The sequence below is a fragment of the Streptomyces sp. NPDC088116 genome, assembly GCF_044741745.1.
GTDB lineage: Bacteria > Actinomycetota > Actinomycetes > Streptomycetales > Streptomycetaceae > Streptomyces.
The window spans coordinates 579,757-602,812 of the sequence record NZ_JBIUTF010000001.1 but is presented as its reverse complement, the minus strand read 5'-3'; the positions used below and the strand labels follow the sequence as shown (position 1 = coordinate 602,812).

The 23,056-nt window shown below is 69.7% G+C and carries 21 protein-coding genes; 10 read left to right on the top strand and 11 right to left on the bottom strand.

Features of this window, described 5'->3' with window-relative positions:
* Positions 1-128: 128 nt before the first annotated feature.
* The 3 genes from mctP to ACIOJD_RS02615 all read right to left on the bottom strand — a co-directional run bounded on the left by mctP (position 129) and on the right by ACIOJD_RS02615 (position 3,021).
* Entirely contained in the window at positions 129-1,760 is a 1,632-nt protein-coding gene (mctP, locus tag ACIOJD_RS02625) for a monocarboxylate uptake permease MctP (RefSeq protein ID WP_401907840.1), read from the bottom strand.
* Positions 1,757-1,969, bottom strand: a complete 213-nt coding sequence (locus ACIOJD_RS02620) for a DUF3311 domain-containing protein (RefSeq protein WP_401877548.1) — start codon at positions 1,967-1,969, stop codon at positions 1,757-1,759. The genes mctP and ACIOJD_RS02620 overlap by 4 nt, the downstream gene beginning before the upstream one ends.
* Before the next feature lie 278 nt (positions 1,970-2,247).
* The gene (locus tag ACIOJD_RS02615) at positions 2,248-3,021 is read right to left on the bottom strand and encodes a GntR family transcriptional regulator (RefSeq protein WP_401908904.1); all 774 of its coding nucleotides are present in this window, start codon (positions 3,019-3,021) and stop codon (positions 2,248-2,250) included.
* A 507-nt stretch (positions 3,022-3,528) separates the two neighbouring features.
* Here ACIOJD_RS02615 and ACIOJD_RS02610 point away from each other — a divergent pair.
* From ACIOJD_RS02610 to ACIOJD_RS02595, 4 genes are all read left to right on the top strand, one after another.
* The gene (locus ACIOJD_RS02610; RefSeq protein ID WP_401907839.1) at positions 3,529-4,803 is read left to right on the top strand and encodes an extracellular solute-binding protein; all 1,275 of its coding nucleotides are present in this window, start codon (positions 3,529-3,531) and stop codon (positions 4,801-4,803) included.
* A 91-nt stretch (positions 4,804-4,894) separates the two neighbouring features.
* On the top strand, positions 4,895-5,875 hold the full coding sequence (locus ACIOJD_RS02605; protein ID WP_401907838.1) for a carbohydrate ABC transporter permease: 981 nt from the start codon (positions 4,895-4,897) through the stop codon (positions 5,873-5,875).
* The gene (locus ACIOJD_RS02600) at positions 5,872-6,702 is read left to right on the top strand and encodes a carbohydrate ABC transporter permease (protein ID WP_401907837.1); all 831 of its coding nucleotides are present in this window, start codon (positions 5,872-5,874) and stop codon (positions 6,700-6,702) included. Before ACIOJD_RS02605 ends, ACIOJD_RS02600 begins: the two co-directional genes overlap by 4 nt.
* A 5-nt stretch (positions 6,703-6,707) precedes the next feature.
* Entirely contained in the window at positions 6,708-8,252 is a 1,545-nt protein-coding gene (locus ACIOJD_RS02595) for a glycoside hydrolase family 3 protein (RefSeq protein ID WP_401907836.1), read from the top strand.
* 64 nt (positions 8,253-8,316) lie between these two features.
* Here ACIOJD_RS02595 and nagB read toward each other — a convergent pair whose 3' ends face one another.
* A complete protein-coding gene (gene nagB, locus ACIOJD_RS02590; protein WP_401907835.1) occupies positions 8,317-9,099 on the bottom strand; it encodes a glucosamine-6-phosphate deaminase in 783 nt (260 codons plus the stop codon).
* 237 nt (positions 9,100-9,336) lie between these two features.
* On the opposite strand from nagB, the gene ACIOJD_RS02585 reads away from it, so the two are divergent.
* Together ACIOJD_RS02585 and ACIOJD_RS02580 are read left to right on the top strand one after the other, a co-directional pair.
* Complete coding sequence (locus ACIOJD_RS02585) at positions 9,337-10,407, top strand: SIS domain-containing protein (protein ID WP_401907834.1); 1,071 nt, start codon at positions 9,337-9,339, stop codon at positions 10,405-10,407.
* A gap of 328 nt (positions 10,408-10,735) precedes the next feature.
* Positions 10,736-12,229, top strand: coding sequence for a sensor histidine kinase (locus tag ACIOJD_RS02580; RefSeq protein WP_401908901.1), 1,494 nt, complete (start codon positions 10,736-10,738; stop codon positions 12,227-12,229).
* Between the two features lie 182 nt (positions 12,230-12,411).
* Here ACIOJD_RS02580 and ACIOJD_RS02575 read toward each other — a convergent pair whose 3' ends face one another.
* Both ACIOJD_RS02575 and ACIOJD_RS02570 read right to left on the bottom strand, forming a co-directional pair.
* Positions 12,412-12,669 carry a WhiB family transcriptional regulator gene (locus ACIOJD_RS02575; protein ID WP_004937597.1) on the bottom strand — a complete coding sequence of 86 codons (258 nt, stop codon included), beginning with the start codon at positions 12,667-12,669 and terminating at the stop codon, positions 12,412-12,414.
* A gap of 328 nt (positions 12,670-12,997) precedes the next feature.
* Positions 12,998-13,966, bottom strand: coding sequence for a diacylglycerol/lipid kinase family protein (locus ACIOJD_RS02570; RefSeq protein ID WP_401907833.1), 969 nt, complete (start codon positions 13,964-13,966; stop codon positions 12,998-13,000).
* Positions 13,967-14,086: 120 nt separating this feature from the next.
* On the opposite strand from ACIOJD_RS02570, the gene ACIOJD_RS02565 reads away from it, so the two are divergent.
* Positions 14,087-14,533, top strand: a complete 447-nt coding sequence (locus tag ACIOJD_RS02565; RefSeq protein WP_401907832.1) for a hypothetical protein — start codon at positions 14,087-14,089, stop codon at positions 14,531-14,533.
* Positions 14,534-14,575: 42 nt separating this feature from the next.
* On the opposite strand, the gene ACIOJD_RS02560 is transcribed toward ACIOJD_RS02565, so the two are convergent.
* The 3 genes from ACIOJD_RS02560 to ACIOJD_RS02550 all read right to left on the bottom strand — a co-directional run bounded on the left by ACIOJD_RS02560 (position 14,576) and on the right by ACIOJD_RS02550 (position 16,575).
* Complete coding sequence (locus ACIOJD_RS02560) at positions 14,576-15,508, bottom strand: RNA polymerase sigma factor SigF (protein WP_401908899.1); 933 nt, start codon at positions 15,506-15,508, stop codon at positions 14,576-14,578.
* A gap of 35 nt (positions 15,509-15,543) precedes the next feature.
* Positions 15,544-15,957, bottom strand: coding sequence for an anti-sigma regulatory factor (locus tag ACIOJD_RS02555; protein ID WP_328536767.1), 414 nt, complete (start codon positions 15,955-15,957; stop codon positions 15,544-15,546).
* 357 nt (positions 15,958-16,314) lie between these two features.
* Positions 16,315-16,575 carry a UBP-type zinc finger domain-containing protein gene (locus ACIOJD_RS02550; RefSeq protein ID WP_401907831.1) on the bottom strand — a complete coding sequence of 87 codons (261 nt, stop codon included), beginning with the start codon at positions 16,573-16,575 and terminating at the stop codon, positions 16,315-16,317.
* A 35-nt stretch (positions 16,576-16,610) separates the two neighbouring features.
* Here ACIOJD_RS02550 and ACIOJD_RS02545 point away from each other — a divergent pair, with 35 nt between their 5' ends.
* Complete coding sequence (locus tag ACIOJD_RS02545; protein WP_401907830.1) at positions 16,611-18,212, top strand: Na+/H+ antiporter; 1,602 nt, start codon at positions 16,611-16,613, stop codon at positions 18,210-18,212.
* 25 nt (positions 18,213-18,237) lie between these two features.
* Here the strand turns inward: ACIOJD_RS02545 and ACIOJD_RS02540 are convergent, their stop codons facing one another.
* The gene (locus ACIOJD_RS02540) at positions 18,238-19,137 is read right to left on the bottom strand and encodes a 1-aminocyclopropane-1-carboxylate deaminase/D-cysteine desulfhydrase (RefSeq protein ID WP_401908897.1); all 900 of its coding nucleotides are present in this window, start codon (positions 19,135-19,137) and stop codon (positions 18,238-18,240) included.
* Positions 19,138-19,312: 175 nt separating this feature from the next.
* Positions 19,313-19,903: an N-acetylmuramoyl-L-alanine amidase gene (locus ACIOJD_RS02535; RefSeq protein ID WP_401907829.1), complete on the bottom strand. Its 591-nt coding sequence runs from the start codon at positions 19,901-19,903 to the stop codon at positions 19,313-19,315.
* A 236-nt stretch (positions 19,904-20,139) separates the two neighbouring features.
* Between ACIOJD_RS02535 and ACIOJD_RS02530 the strand changes: the two genes are divergently transcribed.
* Both ACIOJD_RS02530 and ACIOJD_RS02525 read left to right on the top strand, forming a co-directional pair.
* Positions 20,140-21,546: a family 2B encapsulin nanocompartment shell protein gene (locus tag ACIOJD_RS02530; protein WP_401907828.1), complete on the top strand. Its 1,407-nt coding sequence runs from the start codon at positions 20,140-20,142 to the stop codon at positions 21,544-21,546.
* A gap of 194 nt (positions 21,547-21,740) precedes the next feature.
* On the top strand, positions 21,741-22,865 hold the full coding sequence (locus ACIOJD_RS02525; RefSeq protein ID WP_401907827.1) for a family 2 encapsulin nanocompartment cargo protein polyprenyl transferase: 1,125 nt from the start codon (positions 21,741-21,743) through the stop codon (positions 22,863-22,865).
* Positions 22,866-23,056: the final 191 nt, after the last annotated feature.

The following is a 23,056-nucleotide window of genomic DNA, read 5'->3' as shown; positions in this document are numbered from 1 at the left end:
TCCGGGGGGGCCGCCCGCGGTACCCGGGGCCCCCCCCACCGGGGTTGCGGGTCCAGCGCGGGGGCGGCGGGGTCCCCCTGGCCGGGGGGCACCCGGGCGGCCCACCGAGCCGTACAGAGCGGAGCGGGTCAGCGGGTCGGGGCGCCCTCCGTCGCGGCCGGCAGCTCGACCTGTACGCCCGCGTCCCCGGCGTCCGCCGTGTAGTCGGACGGGCTCGTCTCGTCGATGCCGTCCGGCGCCTTGGCCGCCCGCAGGACGAAGGTCAGCACGACCGTGACGACCACATTGAGGACGAACGCGGTGAGGCCGATGTAGCCGATCTCACCGAGCCCGGGGATCTCGGCGGACGAGCCGCCGAAGTGCTTCTGCGTGGGGCTGGCCACGCCGTACGCCGCCGCCGTGCCGTACACCATGCCGACCGCCCAGCCGGCGAGCAGCGCCCAGCGGTGGAACCAGCGGGTGAACAGGCCGCCGACCAGCGCCGGCATCGTCTGGAGGATCCAGATGCCGCCCAGCAGCTGGAAGTTGATCGCCACCGTCTTGTCCATGGTCAGGACGAAGACCAGCGCGCCCACCTTCACCAGCAGCGAGACCAGCTTCGAGACCTTGGTCTCCTGCGCCGGAGTCGCGTCCGGCTTGATGAAGTCCTTGTAGATGTTGCGGGTGAAGAGGTTCGCCGCGGCGATCGACATGATCGCGGCGGGCACCAGCGCGCCGATGCCGATGGCCGCGAAGGCCACGCCCGCGAACCAGTCGGGGAACATGTTCTCGAAGAGCTGCGGGATCGCGAGCTGACCGTTGTCCACCTTGATCCCGGCGGCGATCGCCATGAACCCGAGCAGCGCCAGCAGACCCAGCATCAGGGAGTACAGCGGCAGGATCGTGGTGTTGCGCCGGATCACCTCGCGGCTGCGGCTGGAGAGCGTCGCCGTGATGGAGTGCGGATACATGAACAGGGCGAGCGCGGAGCCGAGCGCCAGCGTGGCGTAGCCCCACTGCCCCGCCTCGCCCGGTGTGAGGGCGCCCCTCGGCTGGCCGGTCGCCGGATTCTCCTGTGCGAACGCCTCGCCCGCCTTGGCGAAGATGTCGTCGAAGCCGCCCAGCTTGATCGGGATGTAGATGATCGCGACGACGATCACGAGGTAGATCAGACCGTCCTTGACGAACGCGATCAGCGCGGGTGCCCGCAGCCCCGACGAGTAGGTGTACGCGGCGAGCACGCCGAAGGCGATCAGCAGCGGCAGGTCCTTGATGAACCAGTGCGTGTTCTCACCGCCGCCGACGCCCATCACGTCCAGTACGGCCTGGATGCCCACGAGTTGGAGGGCGATGTACGGCATCGTGGCGAGGATGCCGGTGAGGGCGACCGCCAGCGACAGCCCCTTCGAGCCGAACCGGCCGCGGACGAAGTCCGAGGTGGTCACGTACCCGTGCTTGTGCGACACCGACCAGAGCCGGGGCAGGAAGGTGAAGATCAGCGGGTAGACGAGGATCGTGTACGGCACGGCGAAGAAGCCGGCCGCGCCCGCCGCGTAGATCGCCGCCGGGACGGCCACGAAGGTGTACGCCGTGTAGAGGTCGCCGCCGAGCAGGAACCAGGTGACCCAGGTGCCGAACGACCGGCCGCCCAGGCCCCATTCGTCGAGGCTGTTCTCGTTCTCGGCCTTGCGCCACCGCGCGGCCAGGAAGCCCATGGCCGTGACGGCCACGAAGAAGAAGATGAAGACGGCGAGTGCCACGCCGTTCACGCCGTCGTTCATCGCGACGCACCTCCCTTGCGGGAGCGCTGGTCACGCTTCCACAGCTGGAACGCCGTCATGGTCAGCGCGGTCGAGATCAGCACCCAGAGCATCTGGTACCAGTAGAAGAACGGGATGCCGATGAAGGTCGGATCGATCTTCGCGTACGAACCCACCCAGAGCATCGCCACGAACGGTGCGAGGAGGCAGAGGCCGATCACCACTCGCATCGGTGTGACCGTGGGTGGCCGTTTCTCTTCACGGACTTCTGACACGGCGGCTCCGTCCCCTCGTGATCGCCCTGTTGATCGCCATTGATCGTCACGTTGTGACGCGCTGGAAATCTAGGCGAGGGATTCGGCCACCGTCACCCCCGGTCCGCATATCGGTACGACAACGGTATGTACGGGGAGCGGGCGCGACGGCGGGAACCGGGCCCCCGAGGCCCGGTTCCTGGTCGCTCATCCGTTATGCCGTCGTACGGATCATGCCGTGGTGCCGATACGCGTCAGCGGGCCGGGCGCTTCAGCCGTGCCACGAACTTGTAGCGGTCGCCGCGGTACACCGACCGTACCCACTCCACCGGTTCACCGGCGCCGTCCAGCGAGTGCCGCGAGAGCATCAGCATGGGCAGGCCCACGTCCGTACCGAGCAGCCCGGCCTCACGCGGAGTGGCCAGTGAGGTCTCGATCGTCTCCTCGGCCTCGGCCAGACGCACGTCGTACACCTCGGCCAACGCCGTATAGAGGGACGTGTACTTGACCAGCGAGCGGCGCAGCGCGGGGAAGCGTTTCGCCGACAGGTGCGTGGTCTCGATGGCCATCGGTTCGCCGCTGGCCAGCCGCAGTCGCTCGATGCGCAGCACGCGCCCGCCCGTGGTGATGTCGAGCAGTCCGGCCAGCGAGTCGTCGGCGGTGACATAGCCGATGTCCAGCAGCTGCGAGGTCGGCTCCAGGCCCTGGGCCCGCATGTCCTCGGTGTACGAGGTGAGCTGGAGGGCCTGGGAGACCTTGGGCTTGGCGACGAAGGTGCCCTTGCCCTGGATGCGTTCGAGGCGGCCCTCGACAACCAGCTCCTGGAGTGCCTGGCGCACGGTGGTGCGCGAGGTGTCGAACTCGGAGGCGAGGGTACGCTCGGGAGGCACCGGCGTGCCGGGCGGCAGAGTCTCCGTCATATCGAGCAAGTGCCGCTTCAGGCGGTAGTACTTGGGCACGCGTGCGGTACGGGTGAGGGGTCCTGTGTCGGTCTCCGTGCCGCGAGTGCCGCCCCCGTCCGTGGCCATGGCCTGCCTTCCCGACTCCTGTGCTGCTGCCGTCACCGGCTCCTCCGTCTGTCGCGGCTCACATGGTGGCACGGTCCGGCCACGGGTCGTCGCTCTCCCTCGACGCTGGTCCGATAACGGACACGACTGCCCTTCTTATACACCGTTCCCGGTCCGCTGCCCCGACCGATTCCCGCGCCGTCGTGGCCGTCGTACCGGCGTGGCCATCGCGGTGACCCACCCGCAGGCTGGTCTAAACCATTAAAGCGGAGGGGTGGTGTCGGGGGCGGTCGTGGGCGCGTTCTACCGTGCTTCATCCGGGGGAGCGCGGCGCTATTCGATGCCCCCAGATGTCGGTCGGATAACGGACGTGTGGGGGTTCTTGTCAACTCTTGACACCCCATAAAAGTCTAGGCCAAGCTCCACGTACTGGTCTAAACCATTAATGGCCAGGTCTCAGCCCCGGCAGTACTCGTCGTAAGTCTTCACGGTGAGCAGGGGGTTGCGGGAATCCCTGAGGAGGATGGCGTGAAGCGCAAGCTCATAGCGGCGGTCGGCGTCGCGGGCATGCTGGCCGGTGTCGCCGCGTGCGGTTCCGACGACAGTGACGGCAAGGGGGCGGGAGCCGACGGGTTCAAGGGGCAGACCCTGACGGTCTGGGCCATGGACGGCTCCACACCGGACGGCTGGACGAAGGATCTCACCGCCGAGTTCGAGAAGAAGACCGGCGCCAAGCTGAAGATCGAGATCCAGCAGTGGAACGGTATCCAGCAGAAGTTGACCACGGCGCTCTCCGAGACGGACCCGCCCGACGTCTTCGAGATCGGCAACACGCAGACCCCCGCCTACGCCGAGACCGGAGGCCTCGCCGACCTCTCCGATCTCAAGGAGGGGATAGGCGCCGACTGGACGGAGTCCCTCAACAAGTCCGCGGTCGTCGACGGCAAGCAGTACGCCGCCCCCTGGTACTTCGCCAACCGCGTCGTCATCTACAACAAGTCGGTCTTCAAGGAGGCGGGCGTCACCGCCCCGCCGAAGACCCGTGACGAGTTCTTCAAGGCGCTCGACGCGATCAAGGCCAAGGGCAAGGCCGAGCCGATCTATCTCCCCGGCCAGAACTGGTACTTCTTCGACGGTCTGCTGATCGGCAAGGACGCCGACCTGGTGAAGAAGGACGGCGACACGTGGGTGTCCAACCTGGCCGACCCCAAGGTCGGCGAGGCGATGGCGCTCTACAAGAAGTACGCCGACTACTCCAAGGCGCCCAAGGACAAGGACGAGGCCACCCCGCAGCAGGCCGACGTCTTCGCCAAGGGCAAGGTCGGCGCCTTCGTCGGGATGGGCTGGGAGGCCGCCACCGCCATCAAGGCGAACCCGGCCATCGAGAAGGAGATCGGCTACTTCACCATCCCGGGTGAGACCGCCGACAAGCCCGAGGGCGTCTTCCTCGGCGGCTCCAACCTCGCCGTCGCCGAGGGCAGCGAGAAGCAGGAACTCGCCAAGGAATTCCTGAAGATCGCGCTCTCCGACACCTTCGAGGGACAGCTCGCCAAGGAAGGCGGCGTCATCCCGAACAAGGAAGCCCTCCAGTCGAACCTGAAGGGCAACCCCGCCGCCGAGGCCGCCGCTCCGGCCGTCCAGGGCGGTGACACCACCCCGCTCATCCCGGAGTGGGCCGCGGTCGAGAACGCCCCCAACCCGATCAAGACCTATATGACGGCCGTGATGAACGGCAAGTCCCACGCGGACGCGGCCAAGCAGGTCGAGGCCGAGTTCAACAAGCGCCTCGCGCAGAAGCAGTGAGGACACGCCGCCCGGGGCCGGACGCCCGACTCCGGCCCCGGGCGGCCGTTTTCGTCTTTCGTCACCGGCGCCTAGTGAAGAGATGGCGAGCATGACCGTGCAGACCGAACGGCCGCCCCACCGGCCGACGGAGCTATCGAAGCGGACCGACGACGGGCCGGACAGGCCCGCGGCGCGGGGCAGATCCGCGGCCCTCGCGCCGTACCTGCTGCTGCTCCCCGCCGTGGTGGCCACCCTGCTGCTCCTCGGCTGGCCGCTGATCAAGAACGGGATGCTGTCGTTCCAGAACCTCAACATGAGGCAGCTGATCCAGCACCTCACCGAGTGGAACGGAACAGCCAACTACACCGAGGTCCTCGGCAACCCCGACTTCTGGCGGGTCACCGGACGGTCGCTGCTCTTCGCCGCCACCAACGTCGTCCTGATCATGGTGCTCGGCACCCTCGTCGGACTGCTGCTCGCCCGGCTCGGCCGGCGGATGCGCGTCACCCTGCTGATCGCCCTCGTACTCGCCTGGGCCATGCCCGTCATCGCGGCCACCACCGTCTACCAGTGGCTCTTCGCCCAGCGGTACGGCGTCGTCAACTGGGTGCTGGACAGAGCCGGCTTCCACTCCATGGCGGACTACAACTGGACCGGCGGACAGTTCTCCACCTTCTTCGTGATCACGGTCCTGATCGTCTGGCAGTCGATACCGTTCGTCGCGATCAACCTGTACGCCGCCACCACGACCATCCCCAAGGAGCTGTACGAGGCCGCCTCCCTCGACGGGGCCGGTGCCCGGCAGAGCTTCACCTCGGTGACCCTGCCGTTCCTTCGGCCCTTCCTCTACGCGACCACGTTCCTCGAAGTCATCTGGGTCTTCAAGGCGTTCGCCCAGGTCTTCGCCATCAACCAGGGCGGCCCCGACCGGCTCACGGAGATCCTTCCCGTGTACGCCTACATCGAGGGCATCGGCAACCAGCACTTCGGCATGGGATCGGCGATCGCGCTGCTCACCATCGTGATCCTGCTCGTCATCACCTCGTTCCACCTCCGGATCGTTCTCAAGCAAGGGGAGGACGAGCTGTGAACCGCTCACGCCTCGGCCGTATCTGGCCCAACGCGACGGCCCTCGTCCTCGTCGTCGGATTCGTCTTCCCCGTCTACTGGATGTTCGCGACGGCCTTCAAGCCGACCCCGGACATCGTGTCCGAGGACCCGGTCTGGTTCCCGACGGACATCACCTTCGAGCACTTCACGACGGCGGTGAACGCCGACAACTTCTGGACGCTGGTCGGCAACTCGCTCACCGTCACCGTCCTCGCGGTGGTCTTCTCCCTGATGGTGGCGCTGGCCGGCTCGTTCGCGCTCGCCCGGATGCGCTTCAAGGGGCGCCGGGGCTTCGTCATCGGCTTCATGATCGCGCAGATGGCGCCCTGGGAAGTCATGGTGATCGCGATCTACATGATCGTCCGCGACACGGACATGCTGAACAGCCTCGTACCGCTGACGCTCTTCTACATGGTCATGGTGCTGCCCTTCACCCTGCTCACCCTGCGCGGATTCGTCGCCGCGGTGCCCCGGGAGCTGGAGGAGTCCGCCATGGTCGACGGCTGCACCCGCCCCCAGGCGTTCGTCAAGGTGATCCTGCCGCTCCTCGCGCCCGGCCTGATGTCGACCTCGCTGTTCGGCTTCATCACCGCCTGGAACGAGTTCCCGCTGGTCCTGGTCCTCAACAAGGACGCGGAGGCCCAGACGCTGCCGCTGTGGCTGTCGCAGTTCCAGACCGCGTTCGGCGACGACTGGGGCGCCACGATGGCCGCGTCCTCGCTCTTCGCCATCCCGATCCTGATCCTCTTCGTGTTCCTCCAGCGCAAGGCCGTCAGCGGCCTGACCGACGGTGCAGTGAAGGGATAGGTGACATGTCGACACTCGTACGCAGTGCGGACACCCTGACCCGCGACGCTCTCGCGGTCCTCCAGCCCGGCTTCCTCGGCACGACCGCCCCGGACTGGCTGCTGCGGCGCATCGGCGAGGGCCTCTCCTCCGTCGGCCTGTTCGGCCGCAACGTGGCCTCGCCCGAGCAGCTCGCCGCGCTCACCGAACGGCTGCGGGCCGAGCGGGAGGACCTCCTCGTCGCCATCGACGAGGAGGGCGGCGACGTCACCCGTCTGGAGGTACGGCACGGCTCCTCCTTCCCGGGCAACCACGCCCTGGGAGCGGTGGACGACGTGGACCTCACCCGGGCCGTCGCCGGGGAGCTCGGCAGACGGCTCGCCGCGTGCGGGGTCACCCTCGACTGGGCCCCGTCCGCCGACGTCAACTCCAACCGGCACAACCCCGTCATCGGCGTACGGTCCTTCGGCGCCGAGCCGGAGCTGGTGGCCCGGCACACCGCCGCGTTCGTCACCGGCCTCCAGGGCGCCGGGGTCGCCGCCTGTGTCAAGCACTTCCCCGGGCACGGCGACACCGCCGTGGACTCCCACCACGCGGTGCCCCGTATCGACGTGGACCTGGACACCGTGCACGCCCGCGACCTGCTGCCGTTCCGGGCGGCGATCGCGGCGGGTGCCAAGTCTGTGATGAGCGCGCACATCCTGCTGCCCGCGCTCGACCCGGACCGCCCGGCGACCCTGAGCCGGCGGATCCTCACCGGACTGCTGCGCGAGGAGATGGGCTTCGACGGCCTGATCGTCACCGACGGCATGGAGATGCGGGCCATCGCCGCGAAGTACGGGATCGAGCGCGGCTCCGTCCTCGCGATCGCCGCGGGCGCCGACGCCATCTGCGTCGGCGGCGGACTGGCGGACGAGGGCACCGTACTGCGGCTGCGCGACGCGCTGGTCCAGGCGGTACGGGACGGCGAACTGCCCGAGGAGCGGCTGGCCGACGCCGCCACGCGGGTGCGGGCACTGGCCGACTGGACGCTGCGGGCGAGGGCGTCCGCGTCGCCGGGTGCGGCCTCACCGGAGGGGACGGCCTCACCGCAGGGGACCGAGTCCGGCCCGCCGGTCGGTCTGGTCGCGGCCCGCCGCGCGGTGCGGGTGACGGGCACGGCCGAGCCGCTCACCACCGCGCCGTACGTCGCCGCCTTCACCCCCGTCGCGAACATCGCGGTCGGGGACGAGACCCCCTGGGGCATCGCCACCGAGCTGGGGCGCCTCCTGCCGGGTACGGAGACGGGCTCGTACAGCGGCGCGGCCGTCGCGGACACGGCCACCCTGGCCGCGCGGGTGCTCGCGGCGGCGGACGGGCGCACGATCGTCGCCGTCGTACGCGATGTCCACCGGCACCCCTGGATGTCCGACGTCCTGGACGCCCTGCTCGCCGCCCGTCCGCAGACGCTGGTGGTGGAGATGGGCCTGAACGGGGCCGAGCCCAGGGGAGCCCTGCACATCGCCACACACGGCGCGGCGCGCGTGTGCGGACAGGCGGCGGCGGAGGTCATCGCCGGTCGCGGGGAGTAGCCGGGACCGCGCGGCGATCCCCGGCGCCGCCATGCCGTGGGGCCGGGGATCGCGACGCGGTCCGTCAGATGCCCTGCCAGTCCGGCTTCGAGGCGAAGGTGGCCCGGAAGTAGTCGGCGAGCTTCAGTCGCGCCGCCGCAGCCTCGTCCACCACGACCGTGGCGTGCGGGTGGAGCTGGAGCGCGGACGCGGGCACCAGCGCGGCGACCGGCCCTTCGACGGCCTGCGCCACCGCCTCGGCCTTGCCCTCCCCGGTGGCCAGCAGCACCAGGTGGCGGGCCTCCAGAATGGTCCCGATGCCCTGCGTGATGACGTGGTGCGGCACCTCTTCGGGCCGGTCGAAGAAGCGCGCGTTGTCCTCGCGGGTCTGCCGTGTCAGCGTCTTGATCCGGGTACGGGAAGCCAGCGAGGAGCAGGGCTCGTTGAAGCCGATATGGCCGTCGGTGCCTATCCCGAGCAGCTGGAGATCCACCCCGCCGGCCTCGGCGAGGGCACGGTCGTACGCCTCGCAGGCCGCCTGGACGTCCTCGGCGTTGCCGTCGGGGCCGAGGAAGGAACGTTCGCTCAGACCCAACGGCTCGACCACCTCCCGCAGCACCACCGAGCGGTACGACTCCGGGTGGCCGGACGGCAGTCCCACGTACTCGTCCAGCTGGGCGATGCGCGCGCCCGAGACGTCCAGGGCGCCGGAGCGGACCTTCGCCGCCAGCGCCTGGTAGATGGGCAGCGGGGTGGATCCGGTGGCCACGCCGAGCAGGGCGTCGGGCTTGCGGCGCAGCAGGCCGGTGATGCTGTCGGCGATGAGCTCGCCGCCTGCGGCGGCGTCCTGGACGATGACAACTTCCACGCTGGGCCTGCCGATCTGTGGTGAGACGGTAATGACACTCTTGTGGTATAGACCAATTCTATCAGAGGGGGTGCTCCGGCAGAGGAGGTACGACGGCTCCCCGGACAGCGGGGAACGCCCCGGTGGCGGGTGCCCGGCGGGCCGTGGTCGACTGAGTCGTATCGCGAAAGTCCCGCCCGACCCGCGACACCCGGCACGCGCACACGCGGCGTCGCCGGCGACTTGGAGGCACCCAGCATGTCTGCCGCGTTCTCGGCCGGGCTGAGTGAACAGCCCGGCGGCATCCTGGCCGCCGAGGTGGCGGAACAGCCCGCCGTGCTGCGGCGCATCCTGAGTGAGGGCGCGCCCCGCATCCGTGAGACGGCGGCGGCGATCGCCGCCAAGAAGCCGCGCTTCGTCCTGCTCACCGCGCGCGGTACGTCCGACAACGCGGCCCTCTACGCCAAGTACCTTCTGGAGATCAGGCGCGGCCTGCCCTGCGGTCTGACCTCCATGTCCACGACGACGGCGTACGGGGCGAAGCCCGACCTCACCGATGTGCTGGTCGTCGGGGTCAGCCAGTGGGGCGGCTCGCCGGACCTGGTGACCTCGACCTGGGCCGCCCGGGACGCCGGGGCGACCACTCTCGCGGTGACGAACGACCCGGACTCGGCGCTGGCGGCGGTCGCCGAGTTCCACATCGACGTCATGGCCGGCCGGGAGCGGGCGCTGCCCGCCACCAAGTCGTATACCGCCTCGCTGCTCTCCCTGTACCTCTTCGCGGAGGGGCTCGGCGGCGGCGACGGCGCGGCGGCCGGTGTCCTGCCGGACCTCGCCGACCAGATCCTGGCCCGCCGGGACGAGGCGCGGACGCTGGCCGCCCGCTACCGGTTCGCCGACCGGATGGTCGTCATCTCCCGAGGATACGGCTATCCCACGGCCAGGGAGACGGCGCTGAAGCTACAGGAGACGAGCTACATCCCCGCCCTCTCGTACTCCGGCGCGGATCTGCTGCACGGCCCGCTGGCGATGATCGACCCTCTCTCGCCGGTGATCGTGATCGTCCCCGACGGCAAGGGCGGCGAGGCGCTCCAGCCGGTCCTGGGACGGCTGCGCGGCCGGGGCGCGGATCTGTTCGTGGTCGGTACCAGGTCCGAGGTGGACAAGGCGTCGGCGGGTTTCGTCCTCCCCACGGACGAGGTCCCCGAGGAGCTTCAGCCGATCCTGGAGATCCTGCCGCTGCATCTGCTGGCCCGGGAGATCGCCGTCGCCCGGGGGCAGGATCCGGATGTGCCGCGCACCATGGCCAAGACTCCCGAGTCCCGCTGAGCTCAGGGAGGGGGGCGGCCCACCCGCGGGCCGCGGCGCCGCGGCGGGACCCTCAGCCCGCCCGGCACCGCAGCCCGGAGCTGCTACGGCCGACGGGTGTGCGGTCCCGCACGGCCGTGGGAGAGGTTCCGCCGCAGTCAGGGCAGAGAGCGCCGGTACCTCGGTCCACCCTCCTGTGCGGGGAAGGTGGAGGTCTCTGTGAAACATTGTGGACTAGACCATTTCGGCTTGTCCATGGTTCGGTAAAGCCTATGCGCTGCCTACCGTCCAGTACAGACCGCGGACGGACCGTCTTTCCTCCGCGGGTACGCTCGCTGGTGTGCCATCCATGAACGACCTCGTCGCCCAGCACACAGCCCTGAGTGAGTCCGACCTCGAGTGGCTGCATCTGCTGGTCTCGGAGTGGCAGCTGCTCTCCGACCTCTCCTTCGCCGACCTCGTGCTCTGGGTCCCCACCCGGGACGGCACCCGCTATGTGTCCGTCGCCCAGATGCGGCCCAACACCGGCCCGACCTCCTATCAGGACGACATGGTCGGCCATCTCGTCCCGCGCGGACGCCGGCCGCTGCTGGACGCGGCGCTGGACGAGGGGCGCATCGTCAGGGAGGGCGACCCCGAGTGGCGTGAGGAGGTGCCGGTACGGGTCGAGTCCATCCCCGTACGGCGCGAGGGCCGGGTCCTCGGTGTGATCGCCCGCAACACCAACCTCCTCACCGTGCGCACCCCCAGCCGACTGGAGTTGACCTACCTCCAGTCGGCCTCCGACCTGGCCCAGATGATCGCCGCCGGGTCCTTCCCGTTCCCCGGCCAGCAGGTCGACATGGACGCCTCGCCGCGCGTCGGCGACGGGCTGATCCGGCTCGACGCCGACGGGATCGTCCAGTACGCGAGCCCCAACGCGCTGTCCGCGTATCACCGGTTGGGACTCGCGTCCGACCTGGTGGGACACCACCTCGGGCGGACCACCGACGAACTGGCCCCCGCCCGCGGCCCGGTCGACGAGGCCATGGTCAAACTGGCCAGCGGTTACGCGCCCCGGGAGGCCGAGGTCGAGGGCAGCGGCGGAGTCATCCAGCTGCGCGCCATCCCGCTCAAGCCGAAGGGCACCCGGATCGGCTCGCTGGTGCTGCTCCGCGATGTCACGGAACTCCGCCGCCGCGAGCGTGAGTTGATCACCAAGGACGCCACCATCCGGGAGATCCACCACCGGGTGAAGAACAACCTCCAGACGGTCGCGGCGCTGCTGCGCCTCCAGGCCCGGCGGATGGATTCCGAGCGGGCCAGGGAAGCCCTCAACGAGGCGGTGCGGCGCGTCGGTTCCATCGCGATCGTGCATGAGACGCTGTCTCAGAATCTGGATGAGCGGGTCGATTTCGACGAGATCGCCGACCGCGTACTGGCGATGGTCGCGGAGATCGCGCCGGGCCAGATCCTCTGCCGACGTACCGGAAAGTTCGGCATCCTCGACGCCGAAGTCGCAACTCCCCTCTCGATGGTGCTCACCGAGATCGTCCAGAACGCCCTGGAACACGCCTTCGAGCCGGGGGCGCAGGGCCGGGTCGACGTCTCCGCGGTCCACAGCGGGGAAGCGCGGACGAAACGGGGGAAGGGTGTCCGCACCCAGACCCGGCTGCTGATCACCGTCCAGGACGACGGGTGCGGTCTGCCCGAGGGGTTCGATCCGCAGCGCGGCGGCAACCTGGGGCTCCAGATCGTACGGACCCTGGTGGAGGGGGAGTTGGGCGGCAGCTTCGACATGGTGCCCGCCCCGGTGCGCGGTACGCGCGTGGTCCTGGACATTCCGGTGCAGCCGCAGAAGTAGCCGTACGGCAACGGCAACCCGCTCCCGCACAGCAGCGAGCCCCGGACCGTGATGACGGTCCGGGGCTCGGCTCGAAGCTCACTTTGCGATGCGCATCGGGGGGTACTGCGCGCTGCGGTTCAAGGGCGGGGCTGTGCGTACACGCTGTACGCTCCGCCGGCTGAGGCTCGTGGCAGGGGGCTTCAGGCGGTCGCGTTACGCGCCCGGTTGCGAGCGGCCCGGCGCTTCATGGCGCGGCGCTCGTCCTCACTGAGGCCACCCCAGACACCCGAGTCCTGGCCGGACTCGAGCGCCCACTGCAGGCACTGCTCCATGACGGGGCAGCGACGGCAGACGGCCTTGGCTTCCTCGATCTGCAGCAGCGCAGGACCGGTGTTGCCGATGGGGAAGAACAGCTCGGGGTCTTCCTCGCGGCAAACGGCGTTGTGACGCCAGTCCATGGCTGCTACCTCTCTTGGTATGACGTGCATATGTCGTGCAGATTGCTTGTGAATGTGAACGCTTTCACGAATCCCCCGACAAAGGAAGGGACGTCCATCAGCCGGAACCGACGGATCCTTGTGTTCGAAGAGGGGTTCTGGTTCTCAGAGAGGCCGATGTTGCGGGCCGTCCCGATCGCCATGTAGAGATTCGCAAACCTCGGCGGCGGATACAACCCCTTCTGGAAAGTTTTTTTTGATTCCTCGGTATCGACTAGGTCACAGCCGTACTTCCATGGGGTGGATCCCAGCCTAAACGTTCGAGTGAAAGGACTTTGGCCCCTTCCACTCACACAATCACACGCAGTGCCCGGCGTACGCCTGTGAACGTCACGCTCGTACGCAGTCCCAGATGGTCGCCGTCCATCTGGAAGGGGAGGGGCGCCTTGGAATGCAAGGTGAAGTCCGTCAGGTCATGAAGAGACACCGCATGGCGTCCGTGAGGGCCCCGATCGAGGGTCGAAGTGAGCAACTGGGTCGCGTAACGGGCCACGGCCGGCGGGGACAATTTGGTCAGTCCGAGGACGTCCAGGGCCGAGTCGAACGAGGCCTCGGGGGACGCGTACACCGGACGATTGCCCAGGTAGGTCCAGGGGGCGGTGTTGCACACTATCGAGACCACGAGGTCCTTGACCGGGGCCTTGCCCGCGCGCTCCAGGCTGATCATTCCCTGCCGCCGGTGCGGTTCCTCGAAGAACTGGCGCACCACCTGACGCACATAGAGCGCGTGTGTCGAGCGTTTCCCGCGTTCCCTCTGTTGTTCGACCCGCCCGATCACCCCGGCGTCGAAACCGAAGCCGGCGCAGAAGGTGAACCAGCGGGCGGGCACCGCCTCGTCGTCCGTGCCCGGAGTTCCGGCCGCCAGTCCCAGACCGACCGTACGTTCGCTCTTCTGAGCCAGCGCGTCCAGGATCGCTCCGGTCGCCTCCACCGCGTCGTTGGGCAGTCCGAGCGCGCGGGCGAACACATTGGTCGAGCCTCCGGGGACGACCGCGAGGCGCGGCAACCGGTCGGGATCGGGGCCGTTGTGCAGCAGTCCGTTGACGACCTCGTTGACGGTGCCGTCACCACCGAGGGCGACGACCAGGTCTATGTCGTCGGACTCCGCGGCCCGTCTGGCCAGGTCGCGGCCGTGCCCCCGGTACTCCGTCGTCACCGCTTCCAGCTTCATCTCGCTCGCGAGCGCGTGGATGAGTACGTCGCGGGTGCGGGCACTGGTCGTCGTTGCTGCCGGATTGACCACGAGGAGTGCGCGCATGCTCAGCAGGTTACCGGCCGGGCGTCGGGGGCTCGCCCCCGGGCAGCGGGGCCCACGGGGCCACGGATCCGGCCGCCCGAAGCGCTGGGCCCGTGTGTGCGCTGTGGTTACCCTGCTGGGGTGAGCAGCAGTGAGCGGACCAGCCCCGCGCCGACCCCGAACCCTCCACGTCCCCCGCGCCTGACCGTGGCGGCCGCCATCTGCGGGCTCGAAGCCCTGGCTTTGATCGCCGGCGGTGTGTATCTGCTGGTGATGGGGGTACTCGGGCAGCCCGACAGTCCGGAGCAGGCGGAGATGGGAGGGGTCACCCTGATCGTGCTCGGTGTCATCCCGCTGCTCGCCGCACGCGGGTTGCTGCTGTGCCGCGCCTGGAGCCGGGGGCCCGCTGTGATCACCCAGGTGATGGCGCTGCCGGTCGCCTATACGCTGCTGACCTCCATCGGCGGGATGATCCCGGCCGGGATCGCGCTCGCGGTGGCCGCGGTGACGGGCCTGGTCCTGATCGTCAGCGCGACGGCCACCGAAGCCCTGGGTATCACCGGCCCGGCCCGCGACTCCCAGTCGTAACAGTCGTGCCCCGGCCGCGTGGGCCGGGGCACGTAGCGCCGTCTACTCCTCCACCAGCAGACGCTCGCGCAGCTGCGCCAGCGTCCGTGCCAGCAGGCGCGAGACATGCATCTGGGAGATGCCGACCTCCTGCGCGATCTGCGACTGGGTCATGTTGCCGAAGAAACGAAGCAGCAGAATCCGCTTCTCGCGCGGAGGCAGATCCTCAAGAAGCGGCTTGAGCGACTCGCGGTACTCGACACCCTCAAGAGCCTCGTCCTCCGAGCCCAGCGTGTCCGCGACCGCCGGGGACTCGTCGTCCGTGTCCGGGACGTCCAGCGACAGCGTGGAGTACGCGTTGGCGGACTCCAGGCCCTCCAGGACCTCTTCCTCCGAGATGGCCAGCCGCTCCGCCAGTTCGTGGACCGTGGGCGAACGGCCGTGCTGCTGCGACAGTTCCGCCGTGGCCGTCGTCAGGGCGAGGCGCAGCTCCTGGAGCCGGCGCGGCACCCGCACCGCCCAGCCCTTGTCGCGGAAGTGCCGCTTGATCTCACCGACGACGGTCGGCGTCGCGTACGTCGAGAACTCGACTCCGCGCTCCGGGTCGAACCGGTCCACCGACTTGATCAGACCAATGGTCGCGACCTGCGTCAGATCGTCCAGCGGCTCGCCCCGGTTGCGGAAGCGTCTTGCCAGGTGCTCGACCAGCGGCAGATGCATCCGCACCAGCTTGTTGCGGAGTTCGGCGCGCTCGGGCGAGCCGTCCGGCAGCTTGCGCAGCTCGATGAACATCGCCCGCGCCCCGCTGCGGTCATGTGGATCGTGGTGTTGCTCGCTCATAAAGGCCGCCCGCTCTGCCTGCGCCTGTTCCGCCGCGGCCGTCTGGCCGTCAAGTCCGTCCTCCGGGTGGGGACGGGCCTGCTGCTCGGGGATGCCCGCGGGGGCGAGCACCGGCTCCACCGGAGCCTGGTGCCCTCCCCGCGATTCCCGTGGGATGCGCCCCTCGTCACGCACCGGACCGCCCCCGTTCCTCACGCCGGCCCGGGTCCCGCGCCGCGCTGTTTGTAGAGGCTGATGGAGACCGTACGGTCATCGGCGACCGTCGAGTCGACCTTGCCGGCCAGTGCGGAGAGCACCGTCCAGGCGAAGGTGTCGCGCTCGGGCGCGCGCCCGTCGGTCGTCGGGGCCGAGACGGTCACCTCGAGTGAGTCCTCGATCAGACGGAACACACAGCTGAGTACGGAGCCGGGTACGGCCTGCTGAAGCAGGATCGCGCAGGCCTCGTCCACCGCGATGCGGAGGTCCTCGATCTCGTCGAGGGTGAAGTCCAAGCGCGCCGCGAGGCCGGCCGTGGCCGTACGCAGCACGGACAGGTAGGCACCCGCAGCGGGCAGCCGGACTTCCACGAAGTCCTGGGTCCCGGGCTCGCCTGCGATCTGGGACACCCTCACCTCCAAGGTGGCACAAGCTCTTCAGGGCTCCGGGACGGGCAATGTCCCGGGGCCTCGCGGTACGTGTTGGTACGTAGCCGGTCTGGATGGCGACGCTATCGCGATCGACGGTGTTGTGTCGCCGGGACCCCCGTCAGACGACTGTCACTCATGGTAAGCATATGGGCACAGAAAGTGGCTAGGGGTCTGCGGGGCCCAATTGCGAAGAACCGGCGGAGGGTTGACGTACCCAGTCGCCAGGGGGTCGAACCGTCGCTCCGGTCCTCGGCGACCGACTTCGGACGGCCGGATCCGTCCCGCGGACGTCAGGCGGTCGAACCGTCCGCCTTCAGACGACCCAACCGCCCGCCGTCAGACGATCGAACCGTCCACGAAACACCAGCGCCAGCTCTCGCCGGGCTCGAAGCTCCGCATCACCGGGTGCCCCGTCTCCGCGAAGTGCGCGGTGGCGTGCTGGTACGGCGAGGAGTCGCAGCAGCCGACCTCGCCGCAGACCAGGCAGAGCCGCAGCTGGACGGGGTGGCTGCCGGCCGCCAGGCAGGCGGGACAGGTGACCGCGCGCGGTACGGGCTCGGGGCGCGGCAGTTCCGCGATGTGTGAACACTCGCTCATGATGACCAGGTTACGACGCGTGTGAGGACGGTGGGATGGACGTATTGCCGCTGGTGGCGCTGGTGGCGGGCAGCGCGGCGATCGCGGGGGCGGCCCGCAGGACCCCGGTGGCGGCGCCGTTGCTGCTGGTGACCGTGGGGCTCGGCGCCGCGTATGTGCCGGGCGTACCGGATTACACACTCGATCCGCACATCGTGCTGCCGCTGATCCTGCCGCCGCTGCTCTACACGGCGGCGGTGGACAGTTCGTACCTGGATCTGCGGGCCAACATCCGGCCGGTGGCCCTGCTGTCGGTGGGGTATGTCCTGTTCGCGACCCTCGCGGTCGGCTGGTTCGCACATCTGCTGGTGCCCGATCTGCCGCTGACCGCGGCTCTGGTGCTGGGCGCGGTCGTCGCGCCGCCGGACGCGGTGGCGGCCACGGCCATCGCCCGCAAACTGGGGCTGCCGAGCCGGATCACCACCATCCTCCAGGGCGAGTCGCTGGTGAACGACGCGACCGCGATCACCGCGTTCAAGGTGGCGCTGGCCGCGGCCGTCGGCGAGGGCGCGACCTGGGCCGGCGGGATCGCGGAGTTCGCGCTGGCGTCCGTCGGCGGTATCGGCATCGGCCTCGTGCTGATGGTGCCGCTGCACTGGCTGCGTACGCATCTGACCGAGCCCCTGCTCCAGAACACCCTTTCGCTGCTCATCCCGTTCGTCGCCTACGCGCTGGCCGAGCAGGCGGGGGCGTCGGGGGTGCTGGCGGTCGTGGTGGTCGCGCTCTACGTCGGACACCACGCCTGGCAGGTGGACTTCGCGACCCGGCTCCAGGAGGCCGCGGTGTGGAAGATGGTCGCGTTCGTCCTGGAGTCGGCGGTCTTCGCGCTGATCGGGCTCCAGTTGCCGTTCGTCCTCAAGGGGCTCGGGGAGTACGGGGTCGGGGAATCGCTGGCGTACGCCCTGGGCGTCTTCGTGGCGGTGGTGGCGGCCCGCTTCATCTGGGTCTTTCCGGCGACCTTCCTGCCGCGCGCGCTGTTCCCGAAGATCAGGGAGCGGGAACCGGACACCGACTTCAGGGCGCCGCTGATCGTCGGCTGGGCCGGGATGCGTGGGGTGGTCTCGCTGGCGATCGCCTTCTCGATTCCGCTCACCGTGCACGACGACCGGCCGTTCCCGGGCCGCAATCTTGTCCTGTTCCTGACCTTCACCACGGTCATCGGCACGCTGGTCGTGCAGGGGCTCACGCTGCCGCCGCTGATCCGGCTGCTGAAGGTCTCGGGCCGGGACCGGCAGGCCGAGACCCTGGCCGAGGCGCAGGCCCAGAGCGAGGCCTCGGCGGCGGCGGAACAGCTGCTGGACGAACTGCTGGCCGATGAGCGCAACGCGCTGCCACCGCCGCTCGCGGAGCGGCTCCGTACGGTCATGGAGCGCCGCCGCAACGCCGTCTGGGAGCGGCTCGGGACGGTCAACGAAGTGACGGGGGAGTCGGCGGACGACACCTACCGGCGGCTGTCGGGGGAGATGATCGCGGCGGAGCGCGCGGTGTTCGTGGACCTGCGCAACCGGCGGAGCATCGACGACGAGATGCTGCGGACGCTGCTGCGCAGGCTGGACCTGGAGGAGGCGGCGGCGTACCGGGAGGAGGGCACGGACTGAGCCGGCCCGCGCCGCTCAGGGGGCGCTACGGGGACGACGGTTCGGGCTGTCCTGTGATGACGGCGGCGACGGTCGTGCCCGGCCGGAAGGCGCCCTCCTCCACCAGAGCCGTGAGGCCGTAGAGCATTCTGGCGACATAGAGACGTTCCACCGGGAGTCCGTGCCGGTCCTCGAAGTCGTCGGCGAAGGCGTCGAGGACGGGGGAGAGGCGGGCGAAGCCGCCGAAGTGGAAGCGGCCGTCCAGGCTCCAGTCGCCTGCCGGGCCGCCGAACGCGGCGAGTTGGAGGTCCCGTACCTCCCGGTCCAGGAAGTCCCCCTTGAGCACGGGGAATCCCAGGGCCCGCTGCCCTGCGCCGAGTCCGGCGGCGAGCCCCGCGAGCGTCCCGCCGGTGCCGCAGGCGACGGCGACGGCCTCGGCCGTACCGCGCAGCTCCCGGCCCAGCTCCGCGCACCCGCGCGCGGCGAGCGCGTTGCTGCCGCCCTCGGGGATCACGTACACGGACTCACGTCCCAGCCCGGCCCGCGCGAGGACGGCGGACACGACCGCGGGTTCGGTCTTGCGGCGGTACGTCGCGCGGTCCACGAAGCACAGCCGCATCCCGTCGGCCGCGCACCGGGCGAGGGAGGGGTTGAGCGGGCGCTCGGCCAGTTCCTGCCCCCGTACGATCCCGACGGTGGCGAAGCCGAGCAGCCGGCCGGCGGCGGCCGTCGCGCGCAGATGGTTGGAGTACGCACCGCCGAACGTCACCAGCGTGCGCAGATCTCCGGCCGCCGCGGAGCGCAGATTCGGCGCCAGTTTGCGCCACTTGTTGCCGGGCAGCTCGGGGTGGATCAGGTCGTCGCGCTTGAGCAGCAGCCGTACGCCATGACGGGCGAAGCGCTCGTCCTCGGCCGGTCGCAGTGGCGACGGGAGCCGCGGCCGCAGACCGGCGAGGCCGAACGCTTCGGAGCCGGAGCCGGAGCCGGAGCCGGAGCCGGAGCCGGAGCCGGAGCCGGAGCCGGAGCCGGTGTCCGGGCCGCGGCCGGGGTCGGAGCCCGGGGTGGCGTCGGAGCCGGAGCCCGGGGTGGCGTCGGGGGTGGGGGAGATCACTCCCTCATTGTCACTTCAGGCGGTCGTGGACGCGTTCGCGCATCTCCGTCATCGTGAACCCCCGGGGGTCGATCTTGCCCGGCTGCCACTCCAGGTGGCCGATCACCGACCGCGCGCCCCAGCCGTGGTAGCGGCAGATCGCCGCCGCGGCCTTCTCGATGGCCTCCAACTGGGCTTCGGGCCAGGGGTCTTTGCCGTCGCCGAGGTTCTCGCACTCGAAGCCGTAGAAGTGCCGGTTTCCGTCGGTGTTGGCCTCGTTGTCCGGCGGAAGGCCCTTCTCCGCGACGACGGCCCGCAGAACGTCGTCGTCGCCGAGCCCGGCGTGGTTGGCCCGTCCGTAGCCGACGAGATGGACCTTTCCGTCCTTGGTGATGACGCCGTGGCACAGCGGTCCGGGCAGGGACTCGTAGCCGTCTTTGCAGAGACGGACGGTGGTGTCGGTGCCCCTGGTGACGGTGTGATGGATCATCACACCGTTGACCGGGCCCCAGTCACCCTTGTCGTTCCGGTTGTGGGTGCGCCAGTCTCCGACCTGAACGACCGTCAGGCCTTCGTCCCTGAGTGCGTCGAGGAAACTGCTGGCGGACATGGGTGGGGCCATGGCCGGCTCCTAACTGCTCGTGTCCCGCGTGCGGGGGACAGCGGTGGGGAATTCGGCCGTCATGCCGCGGGCCGACCTGGACAGTGTGCCGTCAGGAGGGCCCATCAGGGCGAATTTCGCGTGTCGTACCCAGTAGAACGTGATCCAGTCCCACTCGTTCGTGTAATGGCGGATTCTCGCAATGTGCTGGAAGTGTTTGTCCTCGCAGGTCAGCACATGATCGAAGGGGAGAATTCATGTCGGTCGGTAACGAGGTCCGCGAAGGTCAGCCGCCACCCCAGCAGAGTCTGGGAACGGCCGCCGCGCGGAACCTGGCGACCACCACCAAGTCCGTACCGCAGATGCAGGAGATAACCTCCCGCTGGCTGCTGCGGATGCTTCCGTGGGTTCAGGTACAGGGCGGTACGTACCGGGTGAACCGACGGCTCACTTACGCGGTCGGCGACGGCCGTGTGACGTTCGTGCAGACCGGGGACCGGGTGTCGGTGATCCCCGGGGAGCTGGGCGAGCTGCCGGCGCTGCGTGCGTACGGTGACGAAGAAGTGCTGGCCGAGCTGGCGCGGCGTTGTGAACAGCGGGAGTTCACGGCGGGCCAGGTCCTCGCCGCTTCCGGCGACTCGGCGGACCAGGTCTTCCTGCTGGCGCACGGCAGGGTCGAGAAGGTGGGCAGGGGCCCCTACGGGGACGACGCGATCCTCGGAGTCCTCGCGGACGGCGCGTACTTCGGAGAACAGGCCCTGGTGGACGGGGAGGCCACCTGGGACTTCACGGCGCGCGCGGCGACGGCGTGCACCGTGCTGGTGCTGACACGCAGCGACGTACAGAACCTCGCGGAACGCGAGGAGTCGCTGCGCGGCCACTTGGACGCGCTGGCGTCCGTACCGCGTCAGCGGACCAACAAGTACGGTGAGGCCGCGATCGATCTGTCCGCCGGGCATGTCGGCGAGGCGGCCGTGCCCCACACGTTCGTGGACTACGAGGGGGCGCCGCGCGAGTACGAACTGAGCGTGGCGCAGACCGTGCTGAAGGTGCACAGCAGGGTCGCCGACCTCTACAACCAGCCCATGAACCAGACCGAGCAGCAGTTGCGGCTCACGGTCGAGGCGCTGCGTGAGCGCCAGGAACACGAGCTGATCAACAACCGCGAGTTCGGTCTGCTGAGCAACTGCGACTACGGACAGCGGCTCCAGCCCCACGAGGGCGGTCCCACCCCGGACGACATGGACGAACTGCTCTCGCGCCGCCGTGGTTCGAAGCTCTTCCTGGCGCATCCGCGTGCGATCGCGGCCTTCGGGCGTGAGTGCAACAAGCGGGGGCTGTACCCGGACAGCGTGGACGTCTCGGGCCACCATGTGCCCGCCTGGCGCGGGGTTCCGATCTTCCCCTGCAACAAGATCCCGATCTCCGACGCGCGGACGACCTCGATCATCTGTATGCGTACGGGCGAGAGCGAGCAGGGGGTCGTCGGGCTTCAGCAGAGCGGCATCCCGGACGAGATCGAGCCGAGTCTGTCGGTCCGCTTCATGGGCATCGACGACCAGGCGATCATCTCGTATCTGGTCACGGCCTACTACTCGGCGGCCATCCTGGTGCCGGACGCCCTCGGAGTCCTGGAGAACGTCGAAGTGGGGCGTTGGAGCTGAGGTGACCGACCCCGGGCGGGCCGGCCGGCCGCGCGACCGTACAGCCGTACGGGCGTGAGGTGCGCGACGGCCGGCCCGCCCGGGGTCGGGGGTCCGGGCTCCGGGCCCGGTGTCCGGGCGATCCCCGGGCTCCGGGCCTGCCTCGGGCTCACTCGTCCAGAGGCCGCGACAGGACGTGAGCAGACGCCGGAGGAATGACCATGACCGTGATCAGCAGCACGGATGCCGCCGCCGAGGAGCATGAGGCCGTGGCTCTCCTGGAGCGCACCCGCACCGCTGTCCATCCCGCATTACGTACCGCCGTCGAGTCGTTGCCCGGTTCCGTGCGACGGGTCGCGATGTACCACTTCGGCTGGGAGCAGGCCGACGGCACCCCGGCCTCCGGACCGGCGGGCAAGGCGATCAGACCCGCGCTGGTGCTCGCGGCGGAGCGGGCTCTGGCCTGGGATCCCGGCAGGGATCCGGCCGGTGACCGGCAACACGCAGCGGAAACCCGGCGGATCGCCGGGGAAGGCCCGCACCGGTCGGCCTTGCGGGCCGCTGTCGCGGTCGAGCTCGCCCACAACTTCACACTGCTCCACGACGATGTGATCGACGAGGACCCGACTCGACGTCACCGTGCCACCGCCTGGGCGGTCTTCGGCACCCCGGACGCCATCATCGCGGGCGACGCGATGATGGCCCTCGCGCTGAGGCTCTTCGCGGAGGACCCGCATCCGGCGTCGGCCGCCGCCTCGGCCCGGCTGGCGACCTGTGTCATAGAACTGTGCGCGGGACAGCAGGCGGACTGCGCCTTCGAGCAGCGCGGGCCGCACGAGGTCTCGTTGGACGAGTGTGTCGCCATGGCGATGGCCAAGACGGGCGCCCTGCTCGGTACGTCCTGCGCGCTCGGGGCGCTGTACGCGGGCGCCGGGGAGGAACAGGTCGCCGCCCTGGACGCCTTCGGCCGGGAGGCGGGGCTGGCGTTCCAGCTCATCGACGATCTGATCGGGATCTGGGGAGACCCCGACCGTACGGGCAAACCGGCCGGCGCGGATCTGGCCGCCCACAAGAAGTCCCTGCCGGTGGTGGCCGCCCTGGCATCCGGCACTCCGGCCGCCGAGGAGCTGGCCGAGCTGTACGGGAGCCCGATGGACGACGCGGCGGTCCGGCGGGCGGCCGCTGCCGTCGAACGGGCGGGCGGCCGCGACTGGGCACAGTTCGAGGCGGCCGACCGGATGTCCCGGGCGGTCCACCAGCTGTCCCGGGCGGTCCCCGATCTCTCGGCGGGCGACGATCTGCTGGCTCTGGCGGAGTTCGTCACCCGCCGTACCCGCTAGGTCCTGTCCGGTCGGTTTTGTCGGATCAGCCAGGCGTTCCGGGCCGGCAAAGATCGACCGGACAGGCCCTGGGTGTACGGACCAACTACGGGATCGGCGGCCACGCCGGAAGCGGAGGAAGATACCCCGGCCCGGATACGGCAGGCCTCCGATCCGGACAACGAGTGGGCGGAGCCGGGCGGTCCGGCGGG